Here is a 21,609-nt window from a genome sequence, read left to right as displayed (position 1 = left end):
TTTTATTGAGAGGCAATATATAACAAGAATTATATCATGCAAGATATTTCTGTAACATAATGATCAAGCCTGGAATCTCCGTTCCAGGAGTTTTCGCGCCGGCGGCAATGACCCCTTTTCATTTGTTCCGTGGCCATCAAGCCATTGTTCCGATGGGGCAAGCAGCGCGCGATAGATGTCGCCGCACAACGCGCGGGCGGCCTTGCCTGGCCAGTTCGCCGGAAGCAGGCTTTCGGGCAGCAGCGGATCGCGCAGCACAACGCGGCGATAATGGTGGATCAGGAGGATGCGCGCCGTGAAGGCGTCAGCCTCGGACAGCTCCGTGCCGCGCGCGATCGCGGTGCGCAGCGGCTCGAACGTCTTCATGAACTTCAGATAGGCGTCCGCGGTGCGATCCAGCGGCCAGCTCGCACTGAGCAGCCGGCGGCCGCTGTCATCCTCGGCCGAGACTTCCAGACGGATGGCGCCCGCGGCCTCGTCCGGCACTGGCACACCTGACGGGGCGACCCACACGCCCGGCAGCGGACTACCGAAGCCGGCATTGCGGAGCGCCTCGCGCGAGGCGTCGCGGTCCTCGCCATTGCCGATCAGAAGCAGTTCGAAGCGCCCGGTCCAGTCGGATGGCGGCGGATCGTAGATATGGCGTGTCGCGGCCTCGAAGATCTGGCGGCCCTTGTCGGCCAAGCGGTAAAAACTATTGCGGCCGACCTTTTCGCGCGTCAGCCAGCCATCGGCGGCAAGCCGCGACATCGCGGTACGCACCACGCCGTTGTCGATGTCCAGGCTCTCGAAGAATTCCAGCAGCGTGCCGAGCCATACCGAGCCGCCACGCGGCACGATGGCATCGCCGAACACCGTGATGACGATAGAGCCGGTGCGCGACGGTTCGCGTTTGAGCTGCTCGATGATGCGGGACAACGGATGCGCCATGCGCGAGGCATAGCGCGTTTGGTGCGGGCGCGACAATGGACGGGTGCGACGGTCTTGTTTCTGCCTCTCCCCGTCCTCACGGGGAGAGGCAAAGAACTACCGATGCGGATCGGGATAGACCACGCTGCGCCAGCCGCTGCGGTCGAAGGGACGCCAGCTGCCCTCCTTCTGCGCAAGGCGATCAGCCACCGCGAAGACAGCGGCGGGATGATGGCCCATGCCGCAATGGCTGCTCTCGATCTCGATGCTCTCGGTCTGCGTGCCCGTCTTCTCCATGCAGCCCTGCCAGGCGCAGACCCCGTCGGTGCGGCTGAAGATCGCCGTGGTCGGCACCGGCGGCGGGACGGCGAGATCGCCGCCGAACTGCGGATCGACCTCGTCGGACTTCCGCCCGCTCGCCCACTCATAGACGCGCCAGGCATTGGTCGAATGGGGATCGCCGGCAAAGGGGCTGCCGAGCGTGATCACCTGGCGTACGCGGTCGGGCATCATCTTGGCGAGCTGGCGCGCATAGAGACCGCCGAGGCTCCAGCCGACCAGGCTGATCTTGCGGCCATGCCTGTCGCTGAGCTCCTGAACCAGATCCACCATCGCGTGCTGCACGCCCTCGCGCAGGCCATAATTGCGGCCCTGGCGCCAGCCGCTCACCGCATAGCCCTTGCCGGACAGAAAGGTGCGTAGTGCACGCGTGGATGAGTCTGAGGCCACGAGGCCCGGCAGTACCAGCACCGGATGTCCATCACCGCGCGGCGCGAGGCTGAGCAGCGGCAGCGCGCCAAGGAATGCGCCGAACTCGTGGATCGCTCGCCCTTCCAGGAACATCAGGGTGCGGGACGGCGGGCTCAGCGTCTGGGCAGTAGCAGTCATCAATGGTCCCCTTGGGAGAATTGCTGAAAAGGCCACCGGTTGTTTGCCGGCAAATGGGTATGGGATTCCAACACGCCGGCTTCTTGATCGTTCCGCAACGCAACATGAATCAGCTAGGCAGCGGGTTCCCGACATTCAAGCGGGAGACACACCGGGCCACAATAGGCCGGGGCGCTAATGCTGGCGTCCGTGACGCAAAAGTCACAACAATCGAAGCAGGAATTCTACGGAGTAAAGCGCAAGGCCCGCGAGCCCGCCGATCAGCGAACCGTTGAATCGGATGTATTGCAGGTCGCGGCCAATGTTGATTTCGATCAGCGAAATCAGCTGCGCCATGTCCCACGATTTGACCTGGTCGGAAATGAAGGTCGAAACGCCGCTCTTCTGGTCCGCGACGAAACTGCGCAGCACCGCGACCAGGCCCTTGTTGATCTCGCCGCGCAGCTCGGCATCGCCGGCAAGCGCTTCGCCCGCCGCGACACACATTCCGGCGAGATGATGCTGCAGCACCTGCGTCTCGCCGCTTGCACTACGTTCGATGAAGGACCGCGTGTTGTCCCAGACGGTACGGGCGAGATCGGCGAGTTCGGGACGCGCGAGCAGATCGCGCTTCAAGCCGTCGATGCGGTCGATATAGGCCTGGTCGGTGCCGAGCCGGTCGACGAAGCTCAGCACCATGCGGTCGAACTCACCGCGGAACGGATGCTTGGGATCGCTGCGCACCTCATTGAAGAAAGCGGTGGCGGAGGCCACGATCTTGTTGACCAGAAATTTGTCGGCCCGGTAGAGCCTGAGCAGGGTCGGCAACTCCGCGCGCACCTTCTCGCGGATCATCGCCATCGTCTCGGTCTGGTTCAGCGTCTCGTGCATCACGCGCAGGAGATCGTCGAACAAGATCTGGTGGCGTCCCTCGGCAACGAAACCGCGCAACGTGCCGGCCGCGAGCGGCGCGAGGTCGATCGCCTGGAGCTGCGATGACATGCGGCGAAGGATGAAGGTCATCAGGCCCGAGCTTTCCGTCGCGGAGACGGCCTCTGGCAGCAGGCGCAGCGCAAAGCGCGCAAGGTCGTCACTACGCTTGCGGTCGCGCAGCCAGTCGGCGACGAAGGAGCCGAAATCGATCTCGTTCAGCTTGGCCTTGACCGGACCGGCCTCGAGGAAATGCACCTGAATGAACTCGCCGAGCTTGTCGGCAATACGGGCCTGGTTGCTCTGAATGATCGCCGTGTGCGGAATCGGCAGGCCGAGTGGACGCTTGAACAGCGCGACCACCGCATACCAGTCAGCGAGCCCGCCGATGGTCGCGGCTTCCGCGAAGGCCGCGATGAATCCGAACACCGGATGCACGGGCAGCAGCCATTTCGCGACGACGAACAGGACAAGCGTCGAACCCAGCACCATGGTCGCCAGCGCTTTCACGCGGCGCAATTCGGCCGCGCGTTCTGCGTCGCCGGGGGAATCGAAGGAGAAGGCGCCTGATGGAGTCATCACAGCATCACCCTATCCGTCATTGCGAGCGAAGCGAAGCAATCCAGAGTCTTTCCAAGGAGGCAGACTGGATTGCTTCGCTTCGCCGCTTGGCTCGCAATGACGGCTGCGGCGGAAAACAAAAGGCCCGCCGAAGCGGGCCTCAAATTCACTTTGTACGCAGGGCGCCGTATCAGGCGGTCTTGTTGTAGACCTTGGCAAAATTGTCCTGAGCGGACTTCGCACCGTTGGCGGCGAGCTTGCCGAAATAGTCGGTGGTCGCCTTGGCGCGCGAGACGAACGCTTCGCCGCGGGAGCGGAGCAGGCCGGACTGGATCTCGACAGCTTCGCTGAACGACTTGGCGGACGCGAGCTTGTCGATGCCCGCGAAGAACGCCTCGGCGTCCTCGTAGATCGCCTGCTGGATGTTGCGGCTGATCTTGCCCGCTTCGGTAACGGACTCGGTCACCGCATTCTCGACGGCGGCGGTCACGCGCTCGGAGCCAGCGAACACCTCGGCAGCACGGTCCTTGGCGGTATTGGCGGACTTCTTGACGAACTCGCGGGCAGCCTCGGGAACTTCCAGGTTCTGGATGTTCTTGAACGCGTCCTTGAAGCCTTCGAAAGCGGTGTTGGTTTCGGTGGTCATTGGGGTCTCTCCATCCTCATTGGTTGAGCTATGGGCTCACCCCGTCCGGTTTTGGCCCGGGGCACGGCTTATATGGCATAGTTAATTGTGCGGTGCAATATCCATATTGCAGTGCGATATCACGAAACCGTGAACAGCCTTAACGAGAGGCAATCTGGCGCCTCGCTCACCATCCGGGTTCCCCGACACCCGTCCAGAGGTTCTCAGTGCTGGACGGCGCCCGGCAGTCCATAGGCCTCCATCTGGGCCTGGACCTGCGCGATGTTATGACCGAGCACGACGATATCGTGGGTCTTGCCGTCGACGTCCCGAACATGGTCGCGCAGCAGTGCCTCTGCCTTGAAGCCAAGGCTCTCGAACAGCGTGATCGCCGCCTGCTGATCGACTGTCATCTGAACCGAGAGCTTCTCGAGGCCGGCTCCGAGCGCGAGTGCGAAGGTCTCCTGCGACAGCGTCCGTCCCACCCCCTTCCCGCGCACGTCGAGCGAAACCACCATCCGGATCTCGCCGACATGGGGCGACCAGGAGTGCGGGTCACGCACCAGCGTGCCGCAACCGACGACCGTGCCGCCCCTGACCGCGAGCAGGCTCGTGATCGCGCCGCGCTCAATCTCCTTGACCCAGGCGGAGAGCACCTTCGGCTCACTGATGTTGCGCGGCAGGAACAACAGGTCGTGGGTCGGCAGGCCCTTGCCGAAGGCGAGCACCGCGGCTTCGTCCGCAGGCGACATCAGGCGGATCTCGATATCGCCCGCGTCCGTCTTCACATGACGCGGATAGGAACGCTGCTCACTCATGTCGATCTCTTCCCCAGCCAGGAATCCAGTTTCGGCCATAGCCGCTTCACCGCATTGGCGCCGGCGACGAGCGAGACGTGACCGCCCTTCAGCATCACCTCCTCCTTGTCCTCGGATCCGATCTTGGCGATCAGGTGCTTTGCCGCCTCATACGGCACGATGTGGTCGTGTTCCGCCACCGCATGCAGGAACGGCACCTTGATGTCCTCGAGCTTCGCCGCACGGCCGCCGACCGACATGGTGTCGTTGAACAGCTTGTTGTCCCACATCAGGTCCTTGGTGATGGTGCGGAAATATTCGCCGGCCAGCGGCAGCGTGTCGGTCGCCCAGCGGTCGAACATCCGGTAGGATTTGACGAACTCGTCATTCCAGATGTTTTCCCAGAGCTGGATCTGGCTGACGGTGCGCGAGGCCGGGCGCAGCATCTCGAACGACGACAGGATCATCTCGGGCGGCACGTTGCCGACGCTGTCGACGAGGCGATCGACGTCGAAATAGCGACGGTCGGAGAAGTTCGAGAACAGTTTCATCTCGCGAAAGTCGATCGGCGTGGTGAAGCAGATCAAATTCTTCATCGGCCCGTCCCTGTGGATCGAGCCGTAGAGCAGCGACAGCACGCCGCCGAAGCAATAGCCGATGACGGAGACGTCCTGTTCGCCGGAATCCTGCCGTACGCGGCGGATGCAATCCGGAATGAAGTCGAGGACATAGTCCTCCATGCGGAGGCTCTTCTCCTCCGGCCGCGGCGCGCTCCAGTCGAGCATGTAGACGTCGTAACCGCGCTTCAACAGGAACTCGATGAAACTCTGGCCGGGCACGAGGTCGAGAATGTAACCGCGGTTGGTGGTCGCCATCACGATCAAGATCGGAATTCGATAGATCTCGTCGGACATCGGACGATAGTGGTAGAGGCTCATCGTGCCGCGCGAATGCAGCACGTCCTTCGGGGTCGAGCCGAGCGTGGGGCCGGACGTCGAGAAATATTCGACGCCCTTGATGCTGCGCTGGATGGCGCGCTGCACCTCGGACTGGATGCGCTCCGGGATTCCTGCGAAGTCTAATCCGGCGGGTGCATTCATGTCTGCTCTCCGCCTTCAGATGGCGGGCGCTTGGTGCGCGGCGGGCGCAATGCAGTATCGGAGCCCTGAGAAATGCCGGAACTCGCCGCCATCTGGCTCAGCATCGACTTGATCTCACCGATCTGTCCTTCGATGGACTGCAGCCGTTCCGCAAGGCCGGTGACCTGGTCCCGGCTCGGTAGATTCATGGAGACCAGATATTTCTCCATGAGCTCGCCGAGCTGCTTCTGAGCACCTGCAGCAACGCCGCCGGCCCGGTTCACGGCTTGCGAAAACTCGGGCGACGACATGGCCTGATTGGCGAAGGAATTGAACCCCTTCTCCATCTCGCCAACCATCTTCTGCCACATGGCAATGGGGTCGTTGCTCTTGTCGGTCATCGGCGTCCTCCTGAACTCGAGAGCTTCGATGCCCTTCCTTTTTCGCCATACCACACCGTTGCGCGGTGCCGGTCAACCGGCAAGCAGCGGGTCCGGAGTCGCGGACGCGGCTTCATTGCGAGGGGAAACCGTGCGATACAGTATTGATCAAAGCCGAGGGAACGCAGCCGTGAACGCCTATCAGCCGCCGCAAACCGTCCACACCAACGGCATCGACATCTGTTACGAAACTTTCGGCAATGACAGTGCCGAGCCGCTGCTGCTGATCATGGGGTTAGGCGCCCAGATGATCCACTGGGACGATGCGTTCTGCGAGCAGCTCGCAGCGCAGGGCTTTCGCGTCGTTCGGTTCGACAATCGCGACATCGGAAAGTCGAGCCATCTCACCGGCGGCAAGCGTCTGACGCCGCTCGAGCTGTTGAAGCTTCGCTTCCTCAGGATTCCCGTGGCCGCAACCTACAAGCTGATCGACATGGCGAAAGACACTGTCGGGCTGATGGACGCACTCGGCATCAAGTCGGCGCATCTGGTCGGGGCGTCCATGGGCGGCATGATTGCGCAGGAAGTGACGTTGTCGTTTCCCGAGCGCGTGCGCTCGCTCACCTCGATCATGTCGACGACCGGCAATCCGCGCGTGCCGCCGCCGACACGTGAGGCCGCCGCGATGCTGATGGCGCCGCCACCGCGCAGCAAGGAGGAGTTCATCGTCCGCTACGGCCAGACCTGGAACGTGTTGCGGGCCGGGTCCTTTCCGGAGGAAGAGGCGCTCGATCCCGGTCGTGCCGAGCGCGTGTTCGCGCGCGGGCTCAATCCGGCCGGCGTCGGCCGGCAGCTCCGGGCGGTGCTCGCCTCCGGCAGCCGCAAGGAGCGACTGTACGGCGTCAAGACACCGACGCTGGTCATCCATGGCACCGTTGATCCGCTGGTCCGCCCCGAGGGCGGCAGGGACACGGCAGAGTCAATTCCTGGCGCAAAGCTGCTGATGATCGAAGGCATGGGCCACGCGCTGCCGATGCGGTTCTGGCCGGAGATCATCGGCGCCATCGCCCAGCACGCACATGGCGCGGCGGCGCGTGCGGCGTAAACCGACGCAGAAGGTCTCCTCACGGTGACCATGTGAGCTGCCGGTTACTCTCTTAACGCAAGCCGGAACGAAAGCTATACAGGCCTCCTTCAATCGCCGAGACCCTCACTCGCCAACAAAGAGGCCGCGGCCTCTCGGAGTTCACATGCATCTCATCGTCCGGTCGGCCGCAATCGTGGCTGCTTCAGTCCTCACGCTGTCCCTCGCTAGCGGCGCCGCGATGGCGGGTAGCGCGCAAGAAGAAGCCAATCGCAAAACTGTGCTTGCGTTCTATGAGAAGGGGCTCAACCAAAAGGACGCCGATGCAGCCCTCGCCCATGTCGGCGACCGCTACGTCCAGCACAATCCTAATGCGGCCGATGGTCCGGACGGCTTCCGAAAGTTCATCGGCTTCCTCCGGGACAAATTCCCGAACTCGCACAGCGAGATCAAGCGCAGCTTCGTGGATGGCGACTACGTCATCCTGCACGTTCACGCGGTTCGCGAGCCCGGCAGCAGGGGCAACGCGATCGTCGACATCTTCAAGCTGGAGAACGGCAAGGTGGTCGAACACTGGGACGTCGTGCAACCGATCCCGGAAAATCCGGCGAACAACAACACGATGTTCTAGCTCGGAGCCGTAGCCCGGATGGAGCGCAGCGCAATCCGGGTTCTTGCGCGGATCGACCGTCCCGGATTTCGCTGCGCTCATCCGGGCTACAAATAGCTGGGCAGGCGGCCTAGCTCTTCCTGGCCAGCCAGATCACGTGGCGCGCGCCACCGCCTCTTCCGGTGGCGCGAATGTTGACTTCGTTGACGTCGAAGCCAGCACTCCCGAGCCGCTTGGTGAAGGCCGGGTTGGGTCCCGAGGACCAGACCGCGAGCACGCCTCCCGGCCGCAGCGCCGTCTTCGCTGCCTTGAGTCCGCTCGCATTGTAGAGCGCATCATTGCCCTTCCGGGTCAGCCCTTCCGGCCCGTTGTCGACGTCGAGGAGAATGGCATCGAATGCCGACCGCTGCGCCCGGATGATTTCGCCAACGTCGGTTTCCCGTATGCTCACCCTGGAGTCATCGAGACTGTCACCGAACACCGCCGCCATCGGGCCCCGCGCCCAGGCGACCACCGCCGGCACGAGCTCGCAGACCACAATCTTCGCCTTGCTTCCGAGCACGGTCAGCGCCGCACGCAGCGTAAAACCCATGCCCAGGCCCCCGATAAGGACGACAGGTTTTGCGACGGTCTCGATCTGCTTCGCCGCGAGTGTGGCGAGCGCGGCTTCCGAGCCCGACAGGCGGTTGTTCATCAGCTCGTTGGTGCCGAGCTTGATGGAGAACTCCTTGCCTCGCCGCATCAGGCGAAGCTCTTCATCGGAGCCGGGGATTTTGGCGGTGTCGATCTTTTCCCAGGGAATCATGCGAGAGCTTTAGCACGATCGAACGAACAATTACCCACCTGCCCACACGTCCAACACATACCTGTTCTTGGCGCCCATCTCCTCGATCCAGCGCGCGGCCGTCGCGGCATCGCTGCCGCTCTTCTCGCGATGGATCGCGACCAGCGCCGCCTTCACGTCGGGCTCCATCTTGCTGCCGTCGCCACAGACATAGACGATTGCGCCCTGCTCGATCAGCGGCCAGACCTTGTCCTTCTGCGCGGCGAGGACGTGCTGCACATAGGTCTTCGGGCCTTCCGCTCGTGAGAACGCCGTGAACAGCTCGGTGATGCCGCTTGCCGCCAGCGCCTTCAGCTCGTCCGCGTAGAGAAAATCCTGATCGGGATGCCGGCAGCCGAAAAGCAGCATGGCCGGGCCGAGCGCGGCGCCCTTGGCCTTGCGCGCAGCGCGCTCCTGGAGGAAGCCGCGGAACGGCGCCAGTCCCGTGCCCGGGCCGATCATGACGATCGGCACGGATGGATCGTCCGGGAGCCGGAAGCCGGCCTTGGTCTCACGCACGGTGGCATGGATCACGTCGCCCGCGCGTCGATTGGCGAGATAGTTCGAGCAAATACCCTTGTAGGTGCCGCGGCCCGAGGCGGCCGGCCCTTCAACCACGCCGACCGTGACGCTGCAACGAACCGGGTCGACCGACGGCGAAGACGAGATCGAATAATAACGCGGCGCCAGCAGCGAGAGCATTTCCAGATAGACGTGGAACGGCAGTTCGCAGGCCGGATATTCGAGCAGCAGATCGAACACCGATTTTCGTCGCGCCAGAATCTCGCAGCGATAGCGCTCGAGTGGCTCGGGCTCCTCGCCAACGAAGGCCAGCAGTTTTGGTTTCGTGACCGGACAACGCGTGTGCTCGGTCATGATCTGGATCTGCTTCCGTGTCGCTACTTGCTGGAGCTCGACGAACTCGCTGAGCAGACGGCCGACCGACACGGCATCGCCGACCGGCAATTGCGCGCGGCGGCCTTCGGCGACCTGAAGCCTGATCTGGTCGGCCGGCAGGAAGCCGAAGCGACGGGCAACCGAATCCACCAGCGTCGGATCGTTGCGCGGGACCACGCTCAGATGATCGCCGACGCGGTAATTGATGTTGGACGGCAGCTGCACCTCGATGTGGCGCGTCGAACGCTCCGACGGATTGGAACCGGCCTTGTTCTGAAGCTCGTCATTGACCAGCACCTTCATGGCCACCGCGCCGCCCTGGGCGACGATGGTGTTGACGGCGGTCACCGCGACCGGCTCGATCGCGTAGAGCGGATCGTCCTCCGCGGTACGGGTGAAATTCCAGTCGATGCCGAATTCCTTGGTCGCGACCTGGGCGGCCGCCGGGAACCATTTCTGGAACTGGCCGTCGAGATCGCTGCGCGCATCGCCTTCGCCGCGCGGATAGACCGCGCGCGCGCCATGCTTCGACAACTGCTCATCGATGAAGCGCGGCACCGACTGGTAGGTCGCGGCCCAGTCACTATTGCCGCAGCCGAACACGGCGTAGCGCACATTGGCAAACGCATCCTTCGGCAGCTCGTCGCCGAGCCATTTGACGAATTGCGTCGCATTGTCCGGCGGCGCGCCGTTATAGGAGGCGCAGATGATCAGCACACCGCCCTCCCGCGGCAGCTTGCCGACGTAATCGTCGAGCGGCCCCAGATGCACGGCAAAGCCGTTGATCTCGGCAAGATCGGCCATCCGAGTCGCCAGCTCCTCGGCGGTGCCGAGATTGGAGCCGTAGAGCACCAGCATTGGCGTGTTGTGGCCGGGACGCGCGGTGGGCTGACGCGGGGCCTTCGGCGTCGACGACACCGCCACAGGTCCGCCATAGGCACCGCGCTCGCGATCGGCGCGCGGACGGACCTTGATCTTGAAGCCTTCCGGCTTCATCGTCAGCGTTTCCTTCAGATGCATCTGGTAGCGCTGGTGGTCGATCAACTTGAAGCGCTGGAGGATCATGCCGAGCGCGAGCGCCGCCTCGTGCATGGCGAAGCCGCGGCCGATGCAGGCGCGCTGACCGTTGCCGAACGGCTTCCAGGCATTGATCGGCCGTTTGGCTTCCGCCTCCCGGCTGAAATTCTCCGGATCGAACGCGTCCGGGTTCGGACCCCAGACCGAGGGATCGCGATGCAGCGCGGTCACCAGGATGGTGGTGAACGTACCCTTCCTGAGCTTGTACTTGCCGGCGCCGATGGTCTCGTCGTTCAGCGGCGAGATGCCATAGGCCGGCGCCGGCGGCCATAGCCGCAGCGCCTCCTTCAGGATCTGCGTGATGTAGGTGAGCTGCGTCACCTGCTGATAAGTTGGCCGAACATTGGCGTCGGGACCGAACACGCGGTCGACCTCGTCATAGGCCTTCTTGAGAATGTCGGGGTGCTTGAGCAGCGCATAGAGCGCGCACGACAACAGGCCGCTGGTGGTCTCGTGGCCTGCGATCAGGAACGTATTGATCTGATAGCGGATGTTGACGTCGTCGAGCTGTTCGCCGGTCGAGCGATCGACGCCCGTCATCATCGCCGCAAGCATATCCTTCTTGTCGTCGGTCGCCTCGCCTCCCTTGCGGCGCTCGGCAATGATCTCGTCGACCATCTTGTTCATGAAGTCGACGTCTTCAGCCATCGTCTTGCGCCGCTTCTGCATCCAGAGCTGCTCGAACGGCAGGCCGCGCGTCATCATGATGGTTTCGAGCGAGCGCACCAGCGACTCGACGAAAGGATGGTAATCACGCCGGTAGAACGAATTGAAGCGGTAGTCGAAGCCGCACAGCCCGATCGTATCCAACGTCAGTGCCGTCATGTCGTGGACGACGTCGATCTCGTCGTCGGCGTTGAGCCGTTCCCATTTGCCAACGAGCTGCTCGGCAATCTCGACCATGCTCGGGTGATAGGACTGCATGGCGCGGTTGCCGAAGGGCTGGAGCAGGATGTTGTGCGCCTTGCTCCAGTTCGGCTCCCTGGTGTCGGCCGTGAACAGGCCGTCGCCACCGACCGCGCGCACCCGCCGCAGTGCGCCGCGCACCGTCTTGTCGAAGCGCTTCTCGTCCGAGAGCTCGTCGACGAGATCGTGGCCGGAGACGACCACGATCGGCGAGCCCATCATGTCGAGCCAGAAGATCGGCCCCAGCTCCTTGGCAAGCCGGGTCAGATGCTGCACCGGTGCGGCCGAATCCAGCGACAGCATGTTGCCGACCACCGGCTTGGTCGGCGGCTGCGGGATCGGGTCCAGACGGTTCTTCGATGACATTAAAAGTGCTTCCCCTGCCTCGGTATTCAACGCCGTCGTTGCGAGCTAGCCAAACCGCCTTCTACGCCATTCGATCAGCTTAGCGCTGACCTCCTCCGGCTTCTCCTGCTGCGTCCAATGGCCGCTGTCCTTCACCAGATACTTCTCCAGATCAGATATCAACGTCTCCATGCCGTCGGCCGCCGACGGCGGCAGCACGGCATCGTTCTCGGCCATGATCATCAATGACGGCACGTACACGTGATGGTCCAGGCCTTTCGCGCGCTCCCAATTGCGAGTGAAGTTGCGATACCAGTTGATGCCACCGGTGAAGCCGGTTTTCGTAAACGTATCGACGAACACCTTCTTCTCGTCGGCCGACAGGATCGGCGTGCGCGGATCGTGCTTCGCATCGTAGGCTGCGATCATCTGCGGGAATGCCAGATTGGTCTTCGACGAGGCGCCGACACCCGCGATCGGCGGCTCCTCCGGTTTCTCCGCCGGCCGCACCAGCGGCTTGCGCATGAACGCGTCGAACGTCTGCTCGACGCGGCTGCCGAAGATCCTGTCCGGCTCACGCGCGGGATCCTGAAACTGGACGATGTACATCTGATCGCCGAAGCGCTGGCGGAACAGCGCGATCGGATCGATCGGCGCGCGGTCCCAATGCGGCGTGTTGACGCCGACCACACCGGCAACCCGCGAAGGATGCCGCAGCGGCATCTGCCAGACGACGAATCCGCCCCAGTCGTGGCCGACGAAGATCGCCTTGTCGATCCCGAGATGATCGAGCAGCCCGACCAGATCGCCGGTCAAATGCTCCATGTCGTAGTCCTCGACCGGCTCTGGCCGGTCGGTCGCGCCGTAGCCGCGCTGGTCCGGCGCAATCACCCGGATGCCGGCCTCGCTCAGCGCCTTGATCTGATGGCGCCAGGAAAATGCGAGTTCGGGCCAGCCATGGCACAGCACCATCGGCGGCTCGTCTGTGACCGGGCCCGCCTCGTAATAGCCCATGCGGATTCCGTTCGTCTGCACGAACTTGAGCGGCGGCATTTCAATCATCGGAACATTCCTACTCAGCGGCGCCCTTGATGTCCGCAGCGGGCGGCGCATAGGCCGCCTCCAGCGCGGCGAATTCTTCCGGCAGCATGTCGCACATCACCTGCACGTGCGGAATGATATTGGCGCCGACGATGAAGCCGAAATCGAGCTGGTCGCGATAGCTCTGCACGGTGATGTTGAGCGCCTGTCCGTGCGTCGAGATCGACACCGGGAAGATGTGCAACAGCTCCGCGCCCGCGGCGTAGAGCGTCTGCCGCGGCCCCGGCACGTTGGACACCGTGATGTTCGCAGCCGGCGGCAGCACATTCGACAAATCGGAGCGGCTGTAGAGCAGCGCCATGATCTGCACGACGATCGGCGCGCCCAGCATCGAGATATTGGAGATCTGCGGCATCAGTGCCCGCAGCGGATGCGACATCTCCTTGGACTTGGTCGATTGCGCGATAATGGCTTCCAGGCGTGCCTTGGGATCGTCGATGTTGGTCGCGATCGAGCAGATCATGCCGAACACCTGGTTGTTGGCTTCGGTGTTGCCTTCTTCGCGCAGCGAGATCGGCACGGCAGCGGTCAGGGACTTTGCCGGCAGCGTTCCGTGTTGCTGGAGGTAGCGCCGGACCACGCCGGAGGCGAGCGCCAGCACGACGTCGTTGAGCTTGCCGCCGGCCTGCTTGGCCAGCGCCTTGGATCGCGACAGCGAAATCGAGACCCCGGCGAAGCTGCGCTCGGACGAGATCGATTTGTTCAGCATGGTCGGCGGCGACACCATGCTGGCGAGGCTCTCGCGCGATTTTGGATCGGATATCTTGCCGAGCACGTCCGAGACGCTCTTGACCATGGTCGGGATGTTGCCGGCAAAGCGCACCGCACTCTCGATCTGGTACATCGCATTGTCGAACAGGATCGAGCCGATGTCGCTCTTGCCGGTGCGCGGCAGCTGCAGGTTCTTCGCGGCCGCCGATGCATCGAGCGGCTGGGTGAAAAGCTGCTGGTAGGAATCGACCAGGTTCGCTGCGATGTCGCGCGGCTCCTGCCCGGGCTTCGCTCCCGCGGTCGGCGCATCGACCTTCCGCGGGATCGGCGAGATATCGTAGATCATGTTGGTCAGCGCCGCACCCGCGCCGCCGTCGATGGCGGCATGATGCATCTTCGAATAGAGCCCGACCTCATTGTCCTTCATGCCCTCGAACACGTAGAACTCCCAGAGCGGGCGGGCGCGGTTCAAGAGCTTGGCGTGCATCCAGCCCACGATGCGTTCGAGCGTGGCGCGGTCGCGCGGCTGCGGCAGGCTGGCGCGGAAGATGTGACGGTCGATGTCGAACTGATCGTCCTCGACCCAGGAGGGATGATCGATGTCGAGCGGCGCCTTCTCCAGTCGCGCCTTGAGGATTGGCGCGATGTGCAGGCGCGAGACGATCATCGCCTTGAAATCTTCGAAGAAGTCGCCCTTGTAGTCGTCCGGCAGGCGAAAGATCGCCATGCTCCCGACATGCATCGGCATTTCCGGCGTTTCCAGATAGAGAAACGACGCGTCCAGCGACGACAGTTTCTTACCGTCAGCCATAGTTCCCTCCCGAGTATTTGACGGGCGCCTTAGGCGGCGCTTCTCGTCAGGCCGATACTGCCTGTTCCGGCGGGGCATATGCAATGGCAAACGGCCCTGCCCTGTCAAATGGCCAGAACTCCCCCTCCGGTTGCGCAAGGCGGTCCGCCACGGCCCACAGCGCTGCGGGATTCACCCCAAGCCCGATATGGCTCGCCAGGTGCACCTCGATGTTCTCGGCGCGGTCGGAGGGACGCAGCAGGCAGGTTCGCCAATTCACGATGCCGTCGGCGCGCGAATAGATCGACGTCGTCGGCACCGGAAGATCGGCGGCGATCGCCGCGCGCAGCTCGGCGAAATCCCCGACACGCTCGCCGGACATCATCTCGTAGAGCCGCGTCGCATTGGTCGCTCTTATGTCATTGGCAAAAGGGCTGCCGAGCGTGATGACATTGCGAACCAAGTCGGGCGCCTGCAGCGCGAGATCGCGTGCATAGACACCGCCGAGGCTCCAGCCCACCAAGCTGACCTTGCGTCCGCTCGCAGCATGGATTTCGGCGAGACGGGCGCGCAATGAATCCCGCATCCGTGCGAACCCGCCGAAATTACGGCCCATCCGCCAGGCATGTGCCTCATAGCCGAGCTCGCTGAGATAGCGCCGCATCGGCGCCATCGAAAGGTCGCTGGCGAGGAAGCCAGGCAGCGCCAGTACCGGATGGCCATCGCCTTTGGGCGCCCGCATCAGGACCGGCGACAGCAGCAGGCTGGCATTGAGTTCGAGCAACCCACGGGCTTCGGCGAGCAGCAAAGCAAGGCCGGGCGGACGAAGCCGGCCTGGGGTCTGCGGCCCGTCGGGACCGGGCGGCATTATTTCTTCTTGTCGCCGCTGCGCGTGCCGCCGAGGCCGGCCATGGTGACGAACATGTCCTGAAACCGCTCGGCAAGCTTGGGATCGAAGGTGAACCAGCTCTGGATCAGCGACTCCGGCGAGACCTTGTCGATGTTGCTCAAGACCTGCTGCTGCAGCTTGTCCATCACCGCCGTCTGCATCGGTGCCAAATCGGGCAATCCGATGAACTGGCGGGCCTCGAGGGGGGTGCAGTCGATTTCGATATTAACCTTCATGTCCCCTCCAGATGAGATTCGAGCGCCCGGCCGCAGTATCGCCGCGAGACGGTGTGCAACGCAAGCGACCTGAGGCCGGTCGCGGCGCTTCGGCTTCCGCGATCGGCGCATATGGTCAATCAAAATCGGCCGCGTCCGCGCCCATCCACCCGTCAATGCCGGTCAGCATTGCTGCACAGCGGTGCAACTTGGCGCGTTCCTTGCTGGAATGGCGCTTGCACGGGTCGAGAACTCTGGGCAACATGGTTCGATCAGCCCCGCCGAACAATCAAAAATGACGGTGCGGGCGAGTGGAGAGGTCAAGAATGTCAGTCGGACGAAGTCTGTTTGCGGCGATGCTCGCCAGTATGCTTGCGTTGGCGGTTTCGCCGGCGTCGAGCCAGACGCTGCGCTATGCCAACCAGGGTGAACTCAAGTCGCTCGACCCGTACACGCTGAACGAGTCGACCACCAGTGCGCATCTCGGTCATGTCTATGAGGGCCTGGTTGCGCGCGGCAAGGACCTGAAGATCGTCCCGGCACTCGCCGAAAGCTGGGAGACGCCGGAGCCGACACGCTGGCGCTTTCACCTGCGCAAGGACGTCAAATTCCACAACGGTGACCCCTTCACCGCGGACGACGTGGTGTTCTCGGCCGAACGAGTGCGGGCGAAAGGTTCGAATTTCCAGAGCCGCGTTCCCGCCGATGCCAAGGTGGTCAAGATCGACGATTACACCGTCGATTTCATCCTGACCTCGCCCAATCCCATTCTGACGGCGCTGTGGGCGACCTGGTACATCATGGACAAGAAATGGGCAGAGGCGAACGATGCGGTGGCACCGACGCCCGCAGCCGCGACGACCCCGAGCTACGCCTCGCTCCATGAAAACGGCACCGGACCCTTCACCATCGAGAGCCATCAACCGGGCGTGAAGACCGTCTTCAAGGCCAATCCGAACTGGTGGCGTAAGCCGGAGCATAATCTGAAGGAGATCGTCTTCACGCCGATCGCCAACCCCGCCACGCGTGTTGCGGCGCTGTTGTCCGGCGAAGTCGACGTGATCGAGCCGGTTCCGGTCCAGGACATCGAGCGCGTGAAAGCTAGTCCGAACGCCACCGTGCTGACGGGACCTGAACTCCGCACCATCTTTGTCGGCATGGATCAGGCGCGTGACGAGCTCTTGTACTCCAACGTCAAGGGCAAGAATCCGTTCAAGGACGTCCGCGTCCGCGAAGCCGTCTACCGGGCAATCGACATCGACCTGATCAAGAATCGCGTCATGCGCGGACTGTCCACGCCGTCCGCATTGATGGTCGCACCAGAGATCTTTGCCGCGAAGGATTTCACCCGGCCGAAGCTCGATCCCGACGCCGCCAAGAAGCTTCTGGCTGACGCCGGCTACCCCGAGGGTTTCGAAGTCACGATGGACTGCCCCAACGATCGCTACGTCAATGACGCCGCGATCTGTCAGGCCGTCGTCGGCATGCTCGCCCGCATCGGCCTCAAAGTGGAGCTGCTGGCGCAACCCAAGGCCCAGTATTTCGCCAAGGTTCTGAAGCCCGGCGGCTACAAGACGTCGTTCTTCATGCTGGGCTGGACCCCCGACACGCTGGACTCCCATAACGTCCTGCACGACATCATGGGTTGCCGCGATGATCCCAAGGATCCCAACCGCGGCGAAGCCAATCTCGCTGGTTACTGCAACAAGCAATTCGACGAACTCGCGGACAAGGTTCTCCTGGAACTCGATACGGCCAAGCGCGATTTGCTGATCAAGCAGGCTTGGGAGATCTCGATGAAGGACTGGGCCTACGTGCCGCTGCATCAGCAGGCGCTGGCCTGGGGCGTGTCCAAGAAGGTCAAGCTGACCCAGCGCGCGGACAACCAGGTCCTGCTCTACTGGGCGACCAAGCAGGACGAGTAGGTGTCGACAAGTTGTGAAGTCCCGGAAGCCCTGGCTTCCGGGACTTGCTATTTCGGGCTAACGCAATGATGCGCTACTGAAGAAATGTGAAAGGAACAGATGCTCGCTTTCACACTGCGCCGGGCTATTCAGGCCATTGGTGTCATGATCGCCGTCGGGATCATCTCCTTTTCGATGTTTCGTTTCGCCGGCGATCCTGTGAACCAGATGGTCGGGATGGACACGTCCGGCGCCGAACGCGCCGCGATCCGCAAATCGCTCGGCCTCGACGATCCCGTGATCGTGCAGTTCGGCCGATATATCGGCAACGCTGCGCAGTTCAAGTTCGGCGTCTCCTACCAGTTCCGTCTGCCTGTCGCCAATCTTCTGATGGAGCGGATGCCCGCGACCCTGGAGCTCGCGATCTGCGCCACCATCTTCGCGATGCTCTGTGGCATCCTGACGGGTGTCTATTCGGCGCTACGCCGCGATAGCTGGCTGACACACGCGTTCCAGGCGATCTCGCTGATCGGCATCTCGCTGCCGACCTTCCTGATCGGCATTCTCATGATCTACCTGTTCTCGGTGACGCTCGGCTGGCTGCCCTCGTTCGGGCGCGGCGACGTCGTGCATATCGGCTGGTGGACGACAGGTCTGCTGACGCTGTCCGGACTGAAGGCGCTGATCATGCCCTCGATCACGCTGGGCTTGTTCCAGATGACGCTGATCATGCGGCTGGTCCGCACCGAGATGCTCGAAGTCATGCGCACCGACTACATTCGCTTCGCCCGTGCCCGCGGCCTCACCACGCGCGCCATCCATTACGGTCATGCGCTGCGCAACACGCTGATCCCGGTCATCACGGTGGCCGGCCTGCAATTTGGCTCGGTAATTGCATTTGCGATCATCACCGAGACCGTATTCCAGTGGCCCGGCATGGGGTTGCTGTTCGTGCAGGCCGTGCAGAATGTCGATATCCCGATCATGGCTGCCTATCTGATGATGGTGTCCCTGATCTTCGTCACCATCAATCTCGTGGTTGATATCCTCTACACCATCGTCGATCCGCGGCTGCGTTCGACGATCAGCCGGGCACATTGAATGAGCGAAGCCGTCGTCCCGCACAAGGTTGAAGAACGCGGCCCGCGCGCCGACGCGCCGGGTTGGTTCAAACGCGCGCTCGACAGCGACCTGTTCTATTCATTTCGTCGCTCCAAGATCACCATGGTCGCAGCGGCGGTGACGCTGCTGTTCTTCCTGGTCGCGATCCTCGCCTCGGTCCTGTCGGTCCAGAATCCCTTTGACCCGGCACAGCTCCAGCTGATGAACTCGCGCATCTCGCCATTATGGACCTCCGACGGCCAGAGCCCGTTCCTGCTCGGCACCGACGAACAAGGTCGGGACGTGTTGTCCGCGATCCTTTACGGCATGCGCATCTCGCTTCTCGTCGGCGTGCTCGGCGTCGTCTTCTCCGGCGCGATCGGCATCCTGCTCGGGCTGACAGCCGGCTATTTCGGCGGTGCCGTCGACGGGCTGATCATGCGCATCGCCGACGTGCAGCTTTCATTCCCGGCGATCCTGATCGCGCTGCTGATCAACGGCATCGCCAAATCGGTCTTCGGCAACAAGCTCGACGAGATGAGTATGCTGGCTGTCCTGGTCTTCGCGATCGGGTTGAGCTTTTGGGTGCAATATGCCCGCACAGTACGCGGCTCCGTCATGGTCGAGAAGAACAAGGACTATGTCGCCGCCGCCCAGCTCATTGGCCTGCCCGCCCCGGTGATCATGTTGCGCCATGTGCTGCCGAACACGATGGGGCCGATTCTCGTCATCGCCACCATCAATCTCGCGCTCGCTATCATCACCGAGGCGACGCTGTCGTTCCTCGGCTCGGGGATGCCCGAGACCATGCCATCGCTGGGCACGCTGATCCGCATCGGCAATAACTATCTGTTCGCGGGCGAATGGTGGATCGTCGCCTTCCCTGGAATCGCACTCGCGGCGCTGATCCTGTCGATCAATCTGCTCGGCGACTGGCTGCGTGACGCGCTTAACCCGAAACTCCGATGAGTATGCAGCGTTCATGACCGAGCCCGTTCTCTCCGTTCGTAATCTTCAGGTCGAGTTCGCCTCCCGCCGGGGCACGTTGCGCGCGATCGATAATGTCTCCTTCGACATCGCCAAAGGCGAGGTGCTCGGTGTTGTCGGCGAGTCCGGCGCAGGCAAATCGGTCACCGGACTCGCGGTCATTGGCCTGATCGATTCCCCGGGCCGCATCTCGGGCGGCGAGATCCGCCTCTCCGGCCTGCGCATCGACAATCTGCCGCAAGAAGAGATGCGCCGCGTGCGGGGAAAACGCATCGGCATGATCTTCCAGGACCCCCTCACCTCGCTCAATCCGCTGTACAAGATCGGCGACCAGCTCATCGAGACGATCAGAACCCATCTGAACCTGTCCGAGACCGCCGCCCGCCGCCGAGCCATCGACCTGCTCGCCGAAGTCGGAATCCCGGCTCCGGAAAAGCGCATCGACGGCTATCCGCACGAATTCTCCGGCGGCATGCGCCAGCGCGTGGTGATTGCGCTCGCGATCTGCGCCGAACCGGAGCTGATCATCGCCGACGAGCCGACCACCGCGCTCGACGTCTCGGTGCAGGCGCAGATCATCTCGCTCATCAAGCGTCTCGGCCGCGACCACGGCACCGCGGTGATGCTGGTGACCCACGACATGGGCGTGATCGCCGAGACCTCCGACCGGGTCGCGGTAATGTATGCCGGCCGCGTCGCGGAGATCGGTCCGGTGCAGGATGTCGTGCAGAACGCGCTGCATCCTTACGCCAAGGGCCTGATGGGCGCGATCCCGACGCTCGCGGGCGACGACAAGCGCCTGGTGCAGATCCCCGGCTCCATGCCGCGCCTGTCGGCGATTCCGCGCGGGTGCTCGTTCAATCCACGCTGCGCGTTGGCGTTCGATCGCTGCCGTGTCGAGCGACCGGAGCCACTGCCACGGGGCGCGCAATCGGTCGCCTGCCATCTCTATGACGGCGTGCCGGCGGAGAGCGCGGCATGAGCACTCCCTTCGTTCAGGCCACGAATCTGCGCCGCGTCTTCGACGTCTCGAAACCCTGGCTCAACCGCATGCTCGAAGGCGGGCAGCTCGAATATCTCAAGGCCGTCGACGGCGTCACCTTCGACATCAGGAAGGGCGAGACCTTTGCACTGGTCGGCGAATCCGGCTCGGGCAAGACCACGGTGGCGAGGATGATCGTCGGCTTGCTGCCGCCAAGCTCCGGCAACGTCCTGATCGACGGCATCTCAATGACCGATCCGCGGCAGGCCCAGGCGCGGCGGAAACTGCGCCGCCGCATCCAGATGATCTTTCAGGATCCCTATGCGAGCCTGAACCCACGCTTCCGGGTCGACGCCATCATCTCCGAGCCGATCCGCGCGTTCGACCTGATCGAGGGCGAGCGCGACATCCAGGCGCGGGTCGGAGAGCTTCTCAGCCTCGTCGGCCTGCATCCCGACGACAGGTTGAAATTTCCGCACGAATTCTCGGGCGGCCAGCGTCAGCGCATCGCGATCGCTCGCGCGCTCGCCTCCGACGCGGAGTTCATTGTCTGCGACGAGCCGACCTCCGCGCTCGACGTCTCCGTACAGGCGCAGATCCTGAACCTGATGCGCGACCTCCAGGACAAGTTCGGCCTGACCTACATGTTCATCAGTCACAACCTCGCCGTGGTCCGCCACATGGCGAGCCGCGTCGGCGTGATGTATCTCGGCCGCATTGTCGAGATCGCGGAAGGGCGCGAGCTGTTTGCCCGTCCGCGCATGCCCTACACCAAGATGCTGCTGGGGGCCGTGCCCGATCTTGCCATGAGCGGCCGCCAGCGCATTCCGGTGAAGGGCGAGATCCCGAACCCGATCAATCCGCCGTCCGGGTGCGCCTTTAATCCGCGCTGTCCGCTGGCGTTCGACCTCTGCCGCAAGGAGGCGCCGAGCCTGATCAACGGCGTCGCCTGCCATGCGGTCAACACCGCGCCGGTACCGGCGTGACGCGCGCGTGCCATGCAGCCTGCGCATTTGGCGGCGGCCTGGCCCTGTGATCA

Annotated in this window: 20 protein-coding genes; 7 read left to right on the top strand and 13 right to left on the bottom strand. The window is 63.2% G+C overall.

Going from position 1 to position 21,609, the window contains the following annotated elements:
* Window positions 1–63: 63 nt before the first annotated feature.
* The 7 genes from paaX to AC0L3U_RS08615 form a co-directional block, all read right to left on the bottom strand.
* Entirely contained in the window at window positions 64–930 is an 867-nt protein-coding gene (gene paaX / locus AC0L3U_RS08645) for a phenylacetic acid degradation operon negative regulatory protein PaaX (RefSeq protein WP_473361423.1), read from the bottom strand.
* A 96-nt stretch (window positions 931–1,026) separates the two neighbouring features.
* A complete protein-coding gene (locus tag AC0L3U_RS08640) occupies window positions 1,027–1,797 on the bottom strand; it encodes an esterase/lipase family protein (protein WP_473361422.1) in 771 nt (256 codons plus the stop codon).
* Between the two features lie 201 nt (window positions 1,798–1,998).
* On the bottom strand, window positions 1,999–3,285 hold the full coding sequence (locus AC0L3U_RS08635) for a DUF445 domain-containing protein (protein WP_473361421.1): 1,287 nt from the start codon (window positions 3,283–3,285) through the stop codon (window positions 1,999–2,001).
* A gap of 172 nt (window positions 3,286–3,457) precedes the next feature.
* Complete coding sequence (locus AC0L3U_RS08630) at window positions 3,458–3,913, bottom strand: phasin (protein ID WP_007607904.1); 456 nt, start codon at window positions 3,911–3,913, stop codon at window positions 3,458–3,460.
* Window positions 3,914–4,116: 203 nt separating this feature from the next.
* Window positions 4,117–4,710: a GNAT family N-acetyltransferase gene (locus AC0L3U_RS08625; protein WP_007593821.1), complete on the bottom strand. Its 594-nt coding sequence runs from the start codon at window positions 4,708–4,710 to the stop codon at window positions 4,117–4,119.
* On the bottom strand, window positions 4,707–5,789 hold the full coding sequence (locus tag AC0L3U_RS08620) for a PHA/PHB synthase family protein (protein ID WP_473361420.1): 1,083 nt from the start codon (window positions 5,787–5,789) through the stop codon (window positions 4,707–4,709). Before AC0L3U_RS08620 ends, AC0L3U_RS08625 begins: the two co-directional genes overlap by 4 nt.
* Window positions 5,786–6,169 carry a hypothetical protein gene (locus AC0L3U_RS08615; protein ID WP_473361419.1) on the bottom strand — a complete coding sequence of 128 codons (384 nt, stop codon included), beginning with the start codon at window positions 6,167–6,169 and terminating at the stop codon, window positions 5,786–5,788. Before AC0L3U_RS08615 ends, AC0L3U_RS08620 begins: the two co-directional genes overlap by 4 nt.
* 169 nt (window positions 6,170–6,338) lie before the next feature.
* Between AC0L3U_RS08615 and AC0L3U_RS08610 the strand changes: the two genes are divergently transcribed.
* Together AC0L3U_RS08610 and AC0L3U_RS08605 are read left to right on the top strand one after the other, a co-directional pair.
* Complete coding sequence (locus tag AC0L3U_RS08610; protein WP_473361418.1) at window positions 6,339–7,253, top strand: alpha/beta fold hydrolase; 915 nt, start codon at window positions 6,339–6,341, stop codon at window positions 7,251–7,253.
* 145 nt (window positions 7,254–7,398) lie between these two features.
* Window positions 7,399–7,863, top strand: a complete 465-nt coding sequence (locus AC0L3U_RS08605) for a nuclear transport factor 2 family protein (protein WP_473288913.1) — start codon at window positions 7,399–7,401, stop codon at window positions 7,861–7,863.
* A 109-nt stretch (window positions 7,864–7,972) separates the two neighbouring features.
* Here AC0L3U_RS08605 and AC0L3U_RS08600 read toward each other — a convergent pair whose 3' ends face one another.
* Genes AC0L3U_RS08600 through AC0L3U_RS08575 form a run of 6 tightly spaced genes read right to left on the bottom strand, consistent with a single transcriptional unit; the run spans window position 7,973 to window position 15,617 of the window.
* Complete coding sequence (locus AC0L3U_RS08600; RefSeq protein ID WP_473361417.1) at window positions 7,973–8,647, bottom strand: spermidine synthase; 675 nt, start codon at window positions 8,645–8,647, stop codon at window positions 7,973–7,975.
* Window positions 8,648–8,677: 30 nt separating this feature from the next.
* A complete protein-coding gene (locus AC0L3U_RS08595; RefSeq protein ID WP_473361416.1) occupies window positions 8,678–11,911 on the bottom strand; it encodes a bifunctional cytochrome P450/NADPH--P450 reductase in 3,234 nt (1,077 codons plus the stop codon).
* A 45-nt stretch (window positions 11,912–11,956) separates the two neighbouring features.
* Window positions 11,957–12,952: an alpha/beta fold hydrolase gene (locus tag AC0L3U_RS08590; RefSeq protein WP_473361415.1), complete on the bottom strand. Its 996-nt coding sequence runs from the start codon at window positions 12,950–12,952 to the stop codon at window positions 11,957–11,959.
* Between the two features lie 10 nt (window positions 12,953–12,962).
* On the bottom strand, window positions 12,963–14,513 hold the full coding sequence (locus tag AC0L3U_RS08585; protein WP_473361414.1) for a WS/DGAT/MGAT family O-acyltransferase: 1,551 nt from the start codon (window positions 14,511–14,513) through the stop codon (window positions 12,963–12,965).
* Between the two features lie 46 nt (window positions 14,514–14,559).
* Entirely contained in the window at window positions 14,560–15,360 is an 801-nt protein-coding gene (locus tag AC0L3U_RS08580) for an esterase/lipase family protein (protein WP_473361413.1), read from the bottom strand.
* The gene (locus AC0L3U_RS08575; protein WP_007593837.1) at window positions 15,360–15,617 is read right to left on the bottom strand and encodes a DUF6489 family protein; all 258 of its coding nucleotides are present in this window, start codon (window positions 15,615–15,617) and stop codon (window positions 15,360–15,362) included. Before AC0L3U_RS08575 ends, AC0L3U_RS08580 begins: the two co-directional genes overlap by 1 nt.
* 305 nt (window positions 15,618–15,922) lie before the next feature.
* On the opposite strand from AC0L3U_RS08575, the gene AC0L3U_RS08570 reads away from it, so the two are divergent.
* From AC0L3U_RS08570 to AC0L3U_RS08550, 5 genes are all read left to right on the top strand, one after another.
* Entirely contained in the window at window positions 15,923–17,521 is a 1,599-nt protein-coding gene (locus tag AC0L3U_RS08570; RefSeq protein WP_473361412.1) for an ABC transporter substrate-binding protein, read from the top strand.
* A gap of 99 nt (window positions 17,522–17,620) precedes the next feature.
* The gene (locus AC0L3U_RS08565; RefSeq protein WP_473361411.1) at window positions 17,621–18,601 is read left to right on the top strand and encodes an ABC transporter permease; all 981 of its coding nucleotides are present in this window, start codon (window positions 17,621–17,623) and stop codon (window positions 18,599–18,601) included.
* On the top strand, window positions 18,602–19,570 hold the full coding sequence (locus AC0L3U_RS08560; protein WP_007593845.1) for an ABC transporter permease: 969 nt from the start codon (window positions 18,602–18,604) through the stop codon (window positions 19,568–19,570).
* Between the two features lie 13 nt (window positions 19,571–19,583).
* Entirely contained in the window at window positions 19,584–20,570 is a 987-nt protein-coding gene (locus AC0L3U_RS08555) for an ABC transporter ATP-binding protein (protein WP_456765323.1), read from the top strand.
* Window positions 20,567–21,556 carry an ABC transporter ATP-binding protein gene (locus tag AC0L3U_RS08550; RefSeq protein WP_473361410.1) on the top strand — a complete coding sequence of 330 codons (990 nt, stop codon included), beginning with the start codon at window positions 20,567–20,569 and terminating at the stop codon, window positions 21,554–21,556. The genes AC0L3U_RS08555 and AC0L3U_RS08550 overlap by 4 nt, the downstream gene beginning before the upstream one ends.
* Window positions 21,557–21,609 lie beyond the last annotated feature (53 nt).

It is taken from the genome of Bradyrhizobium sp. Kon69, assembly GCF_055807515.1.
This window is presented reverse-complemented; position numbering and strand designations above follow the sequence as displayed.

Excerpts from the sequence above, each read along its gene's own strand:
- paaX (WP_473361423.1), bottom strand. The coding sequence starts at position 930 with ATGGCGCATCCGTTGTCCCGCATCATCGAGCAGCTCAAACGCGAACCG.
- AC0L3U_RS08640 (WP_473361422.1), bottom strand. The coding sequence starts at position 1,797 with ATGACTGCTACTGCCCAGACGCTGAGCCCGCCGTCCCGCACCCTGATG.
- AC0L3U_RS08635 (WP_473361421.1), bottom strand. The coding sequence starts at position 3,285 with ATGACTCCATCAGGCGCCTTCTCCTTCGATTCCCCCGGCGACGCAGAA.
- AC0L3U_RS08630 (WP_007607904.1), bottom strand. The coding sequence starts at position 3,913 with ATGACCACCGAAACCAACACCGCTTTCGAAGGCTTCAAGGACGCGTTC.
- AC0L3U_RS08625 (WP_007593821.1), bottom strand. The coding sequence starts at position 4,710 with ATGAGTGAGCAGCGTTCCTATCCGCGTCATGTGAAGACGGACGCGGGC.
- AC0L3U_RS08620 (WP_473361420.1), bottom strand. The coding sequence starts at position 5,789 with ATGAATGCACCCGCCGGATTAGACTTCGCAGGAATCCCGGAGCGCATC.
- AC0L3U_RS08615 (WP_473361419.1), bottom strand. The coding sequence starts at position 6,169 with ATGACCGACAAGAGCAACGACCCCATTGCCATGTGGCAGAAGATGGTT.
- AC0L3U_RS08605 (WP_473288913.1), top strand. The coding sequence starts at position 7,399 with ATGCATCTCATCGTCCGGTCGGCCGCAATCGTGGCTGCTTCAGTCCTC.
- AC0L3U_RS08600 (WP_473361417.1), bottom strand. The coding sequence starts at position 8,647 with ATGATTCCCTGGGAAAAGATCGACACCGCCAAAATCCCCGGCTCCGAT.
- AC0L3U_RS08595 (WP_473361416.1), bottom strand. The coding sequence starts at position 11,911 with ATGTCATCGAAGAACCGTCTGGACCCGATCCCGCAGCCGCCGACCAAG.
- AC0L3U_RS08590 (WP_473361415.1), bottom strand. The coding sequence starts at position 12,952 with ATGATTGAAATGCCGCCGCTCAAGTTCGTGCAGACGAACGGAATCCGC.
- AC0L3U_RS08585 (WP_473361414.1), bottom strand. The coding sequence starts at position 14,513 with ATGGCTGACGGTAAGAAACTGTCGTCGCTGGACGCGTCGTTTCTCTAT.
- AC0L3U_RS08580 (WP_473361413.1), bottom strand. The coding sequence starts at position 15,360 with ATGCCGCCCGGTCCCGACGGGCCGCAGACCCCAGGCCGGCTTCGTCCG.
- AC0L3U_RS08575 (WP_007593837.1), bottom strand. The coding sequence starts at position 15,617 with ATGAAGGTTAATATCGAAATCGACTGCACCCCCCTCGAGGCCCGCCAG.
- AC0L3U_RS08570 (WP_473361412.1), top strand. The coding sequence starts at position 15,923 with ATGTCAGTCGGACGAAGTCTGTTTGCGGCGATGCTCGCCAGTATGCTT.
- AC0L3U_RS08565 (WP_473361411.1), top strand. The coding sequence starts at position 17,621 with ATGCTCGCTTTCACACTGCGCCGGGCTATTCAGGCCATTGGTGTCATG.
- AC0L3U_RS08560 (WP_007593845.1), top strand. The coding sequence starts at position 18,602 with ATGAGCGAAGCCGTCGTCCCGCACAAGGTTGAAGAACGCGGCCCGCGC.
- AC0L3U_RS08555 (WP_456765323.1), top strand. The coding sequence starts at position 19,584 with ATGACCGAGCCCGTTCTCTCCGTTCGTAATCTTCAGGTCGAGTTCGCC.
- AC0L3U_RS08550 (WP_473361410.1), top strand. The coding sequence starts at position 20,567 with ATGAGCACTCCCTTCGTTCAGGCCACGAATCTGCGCCGCGTCTTCGAC.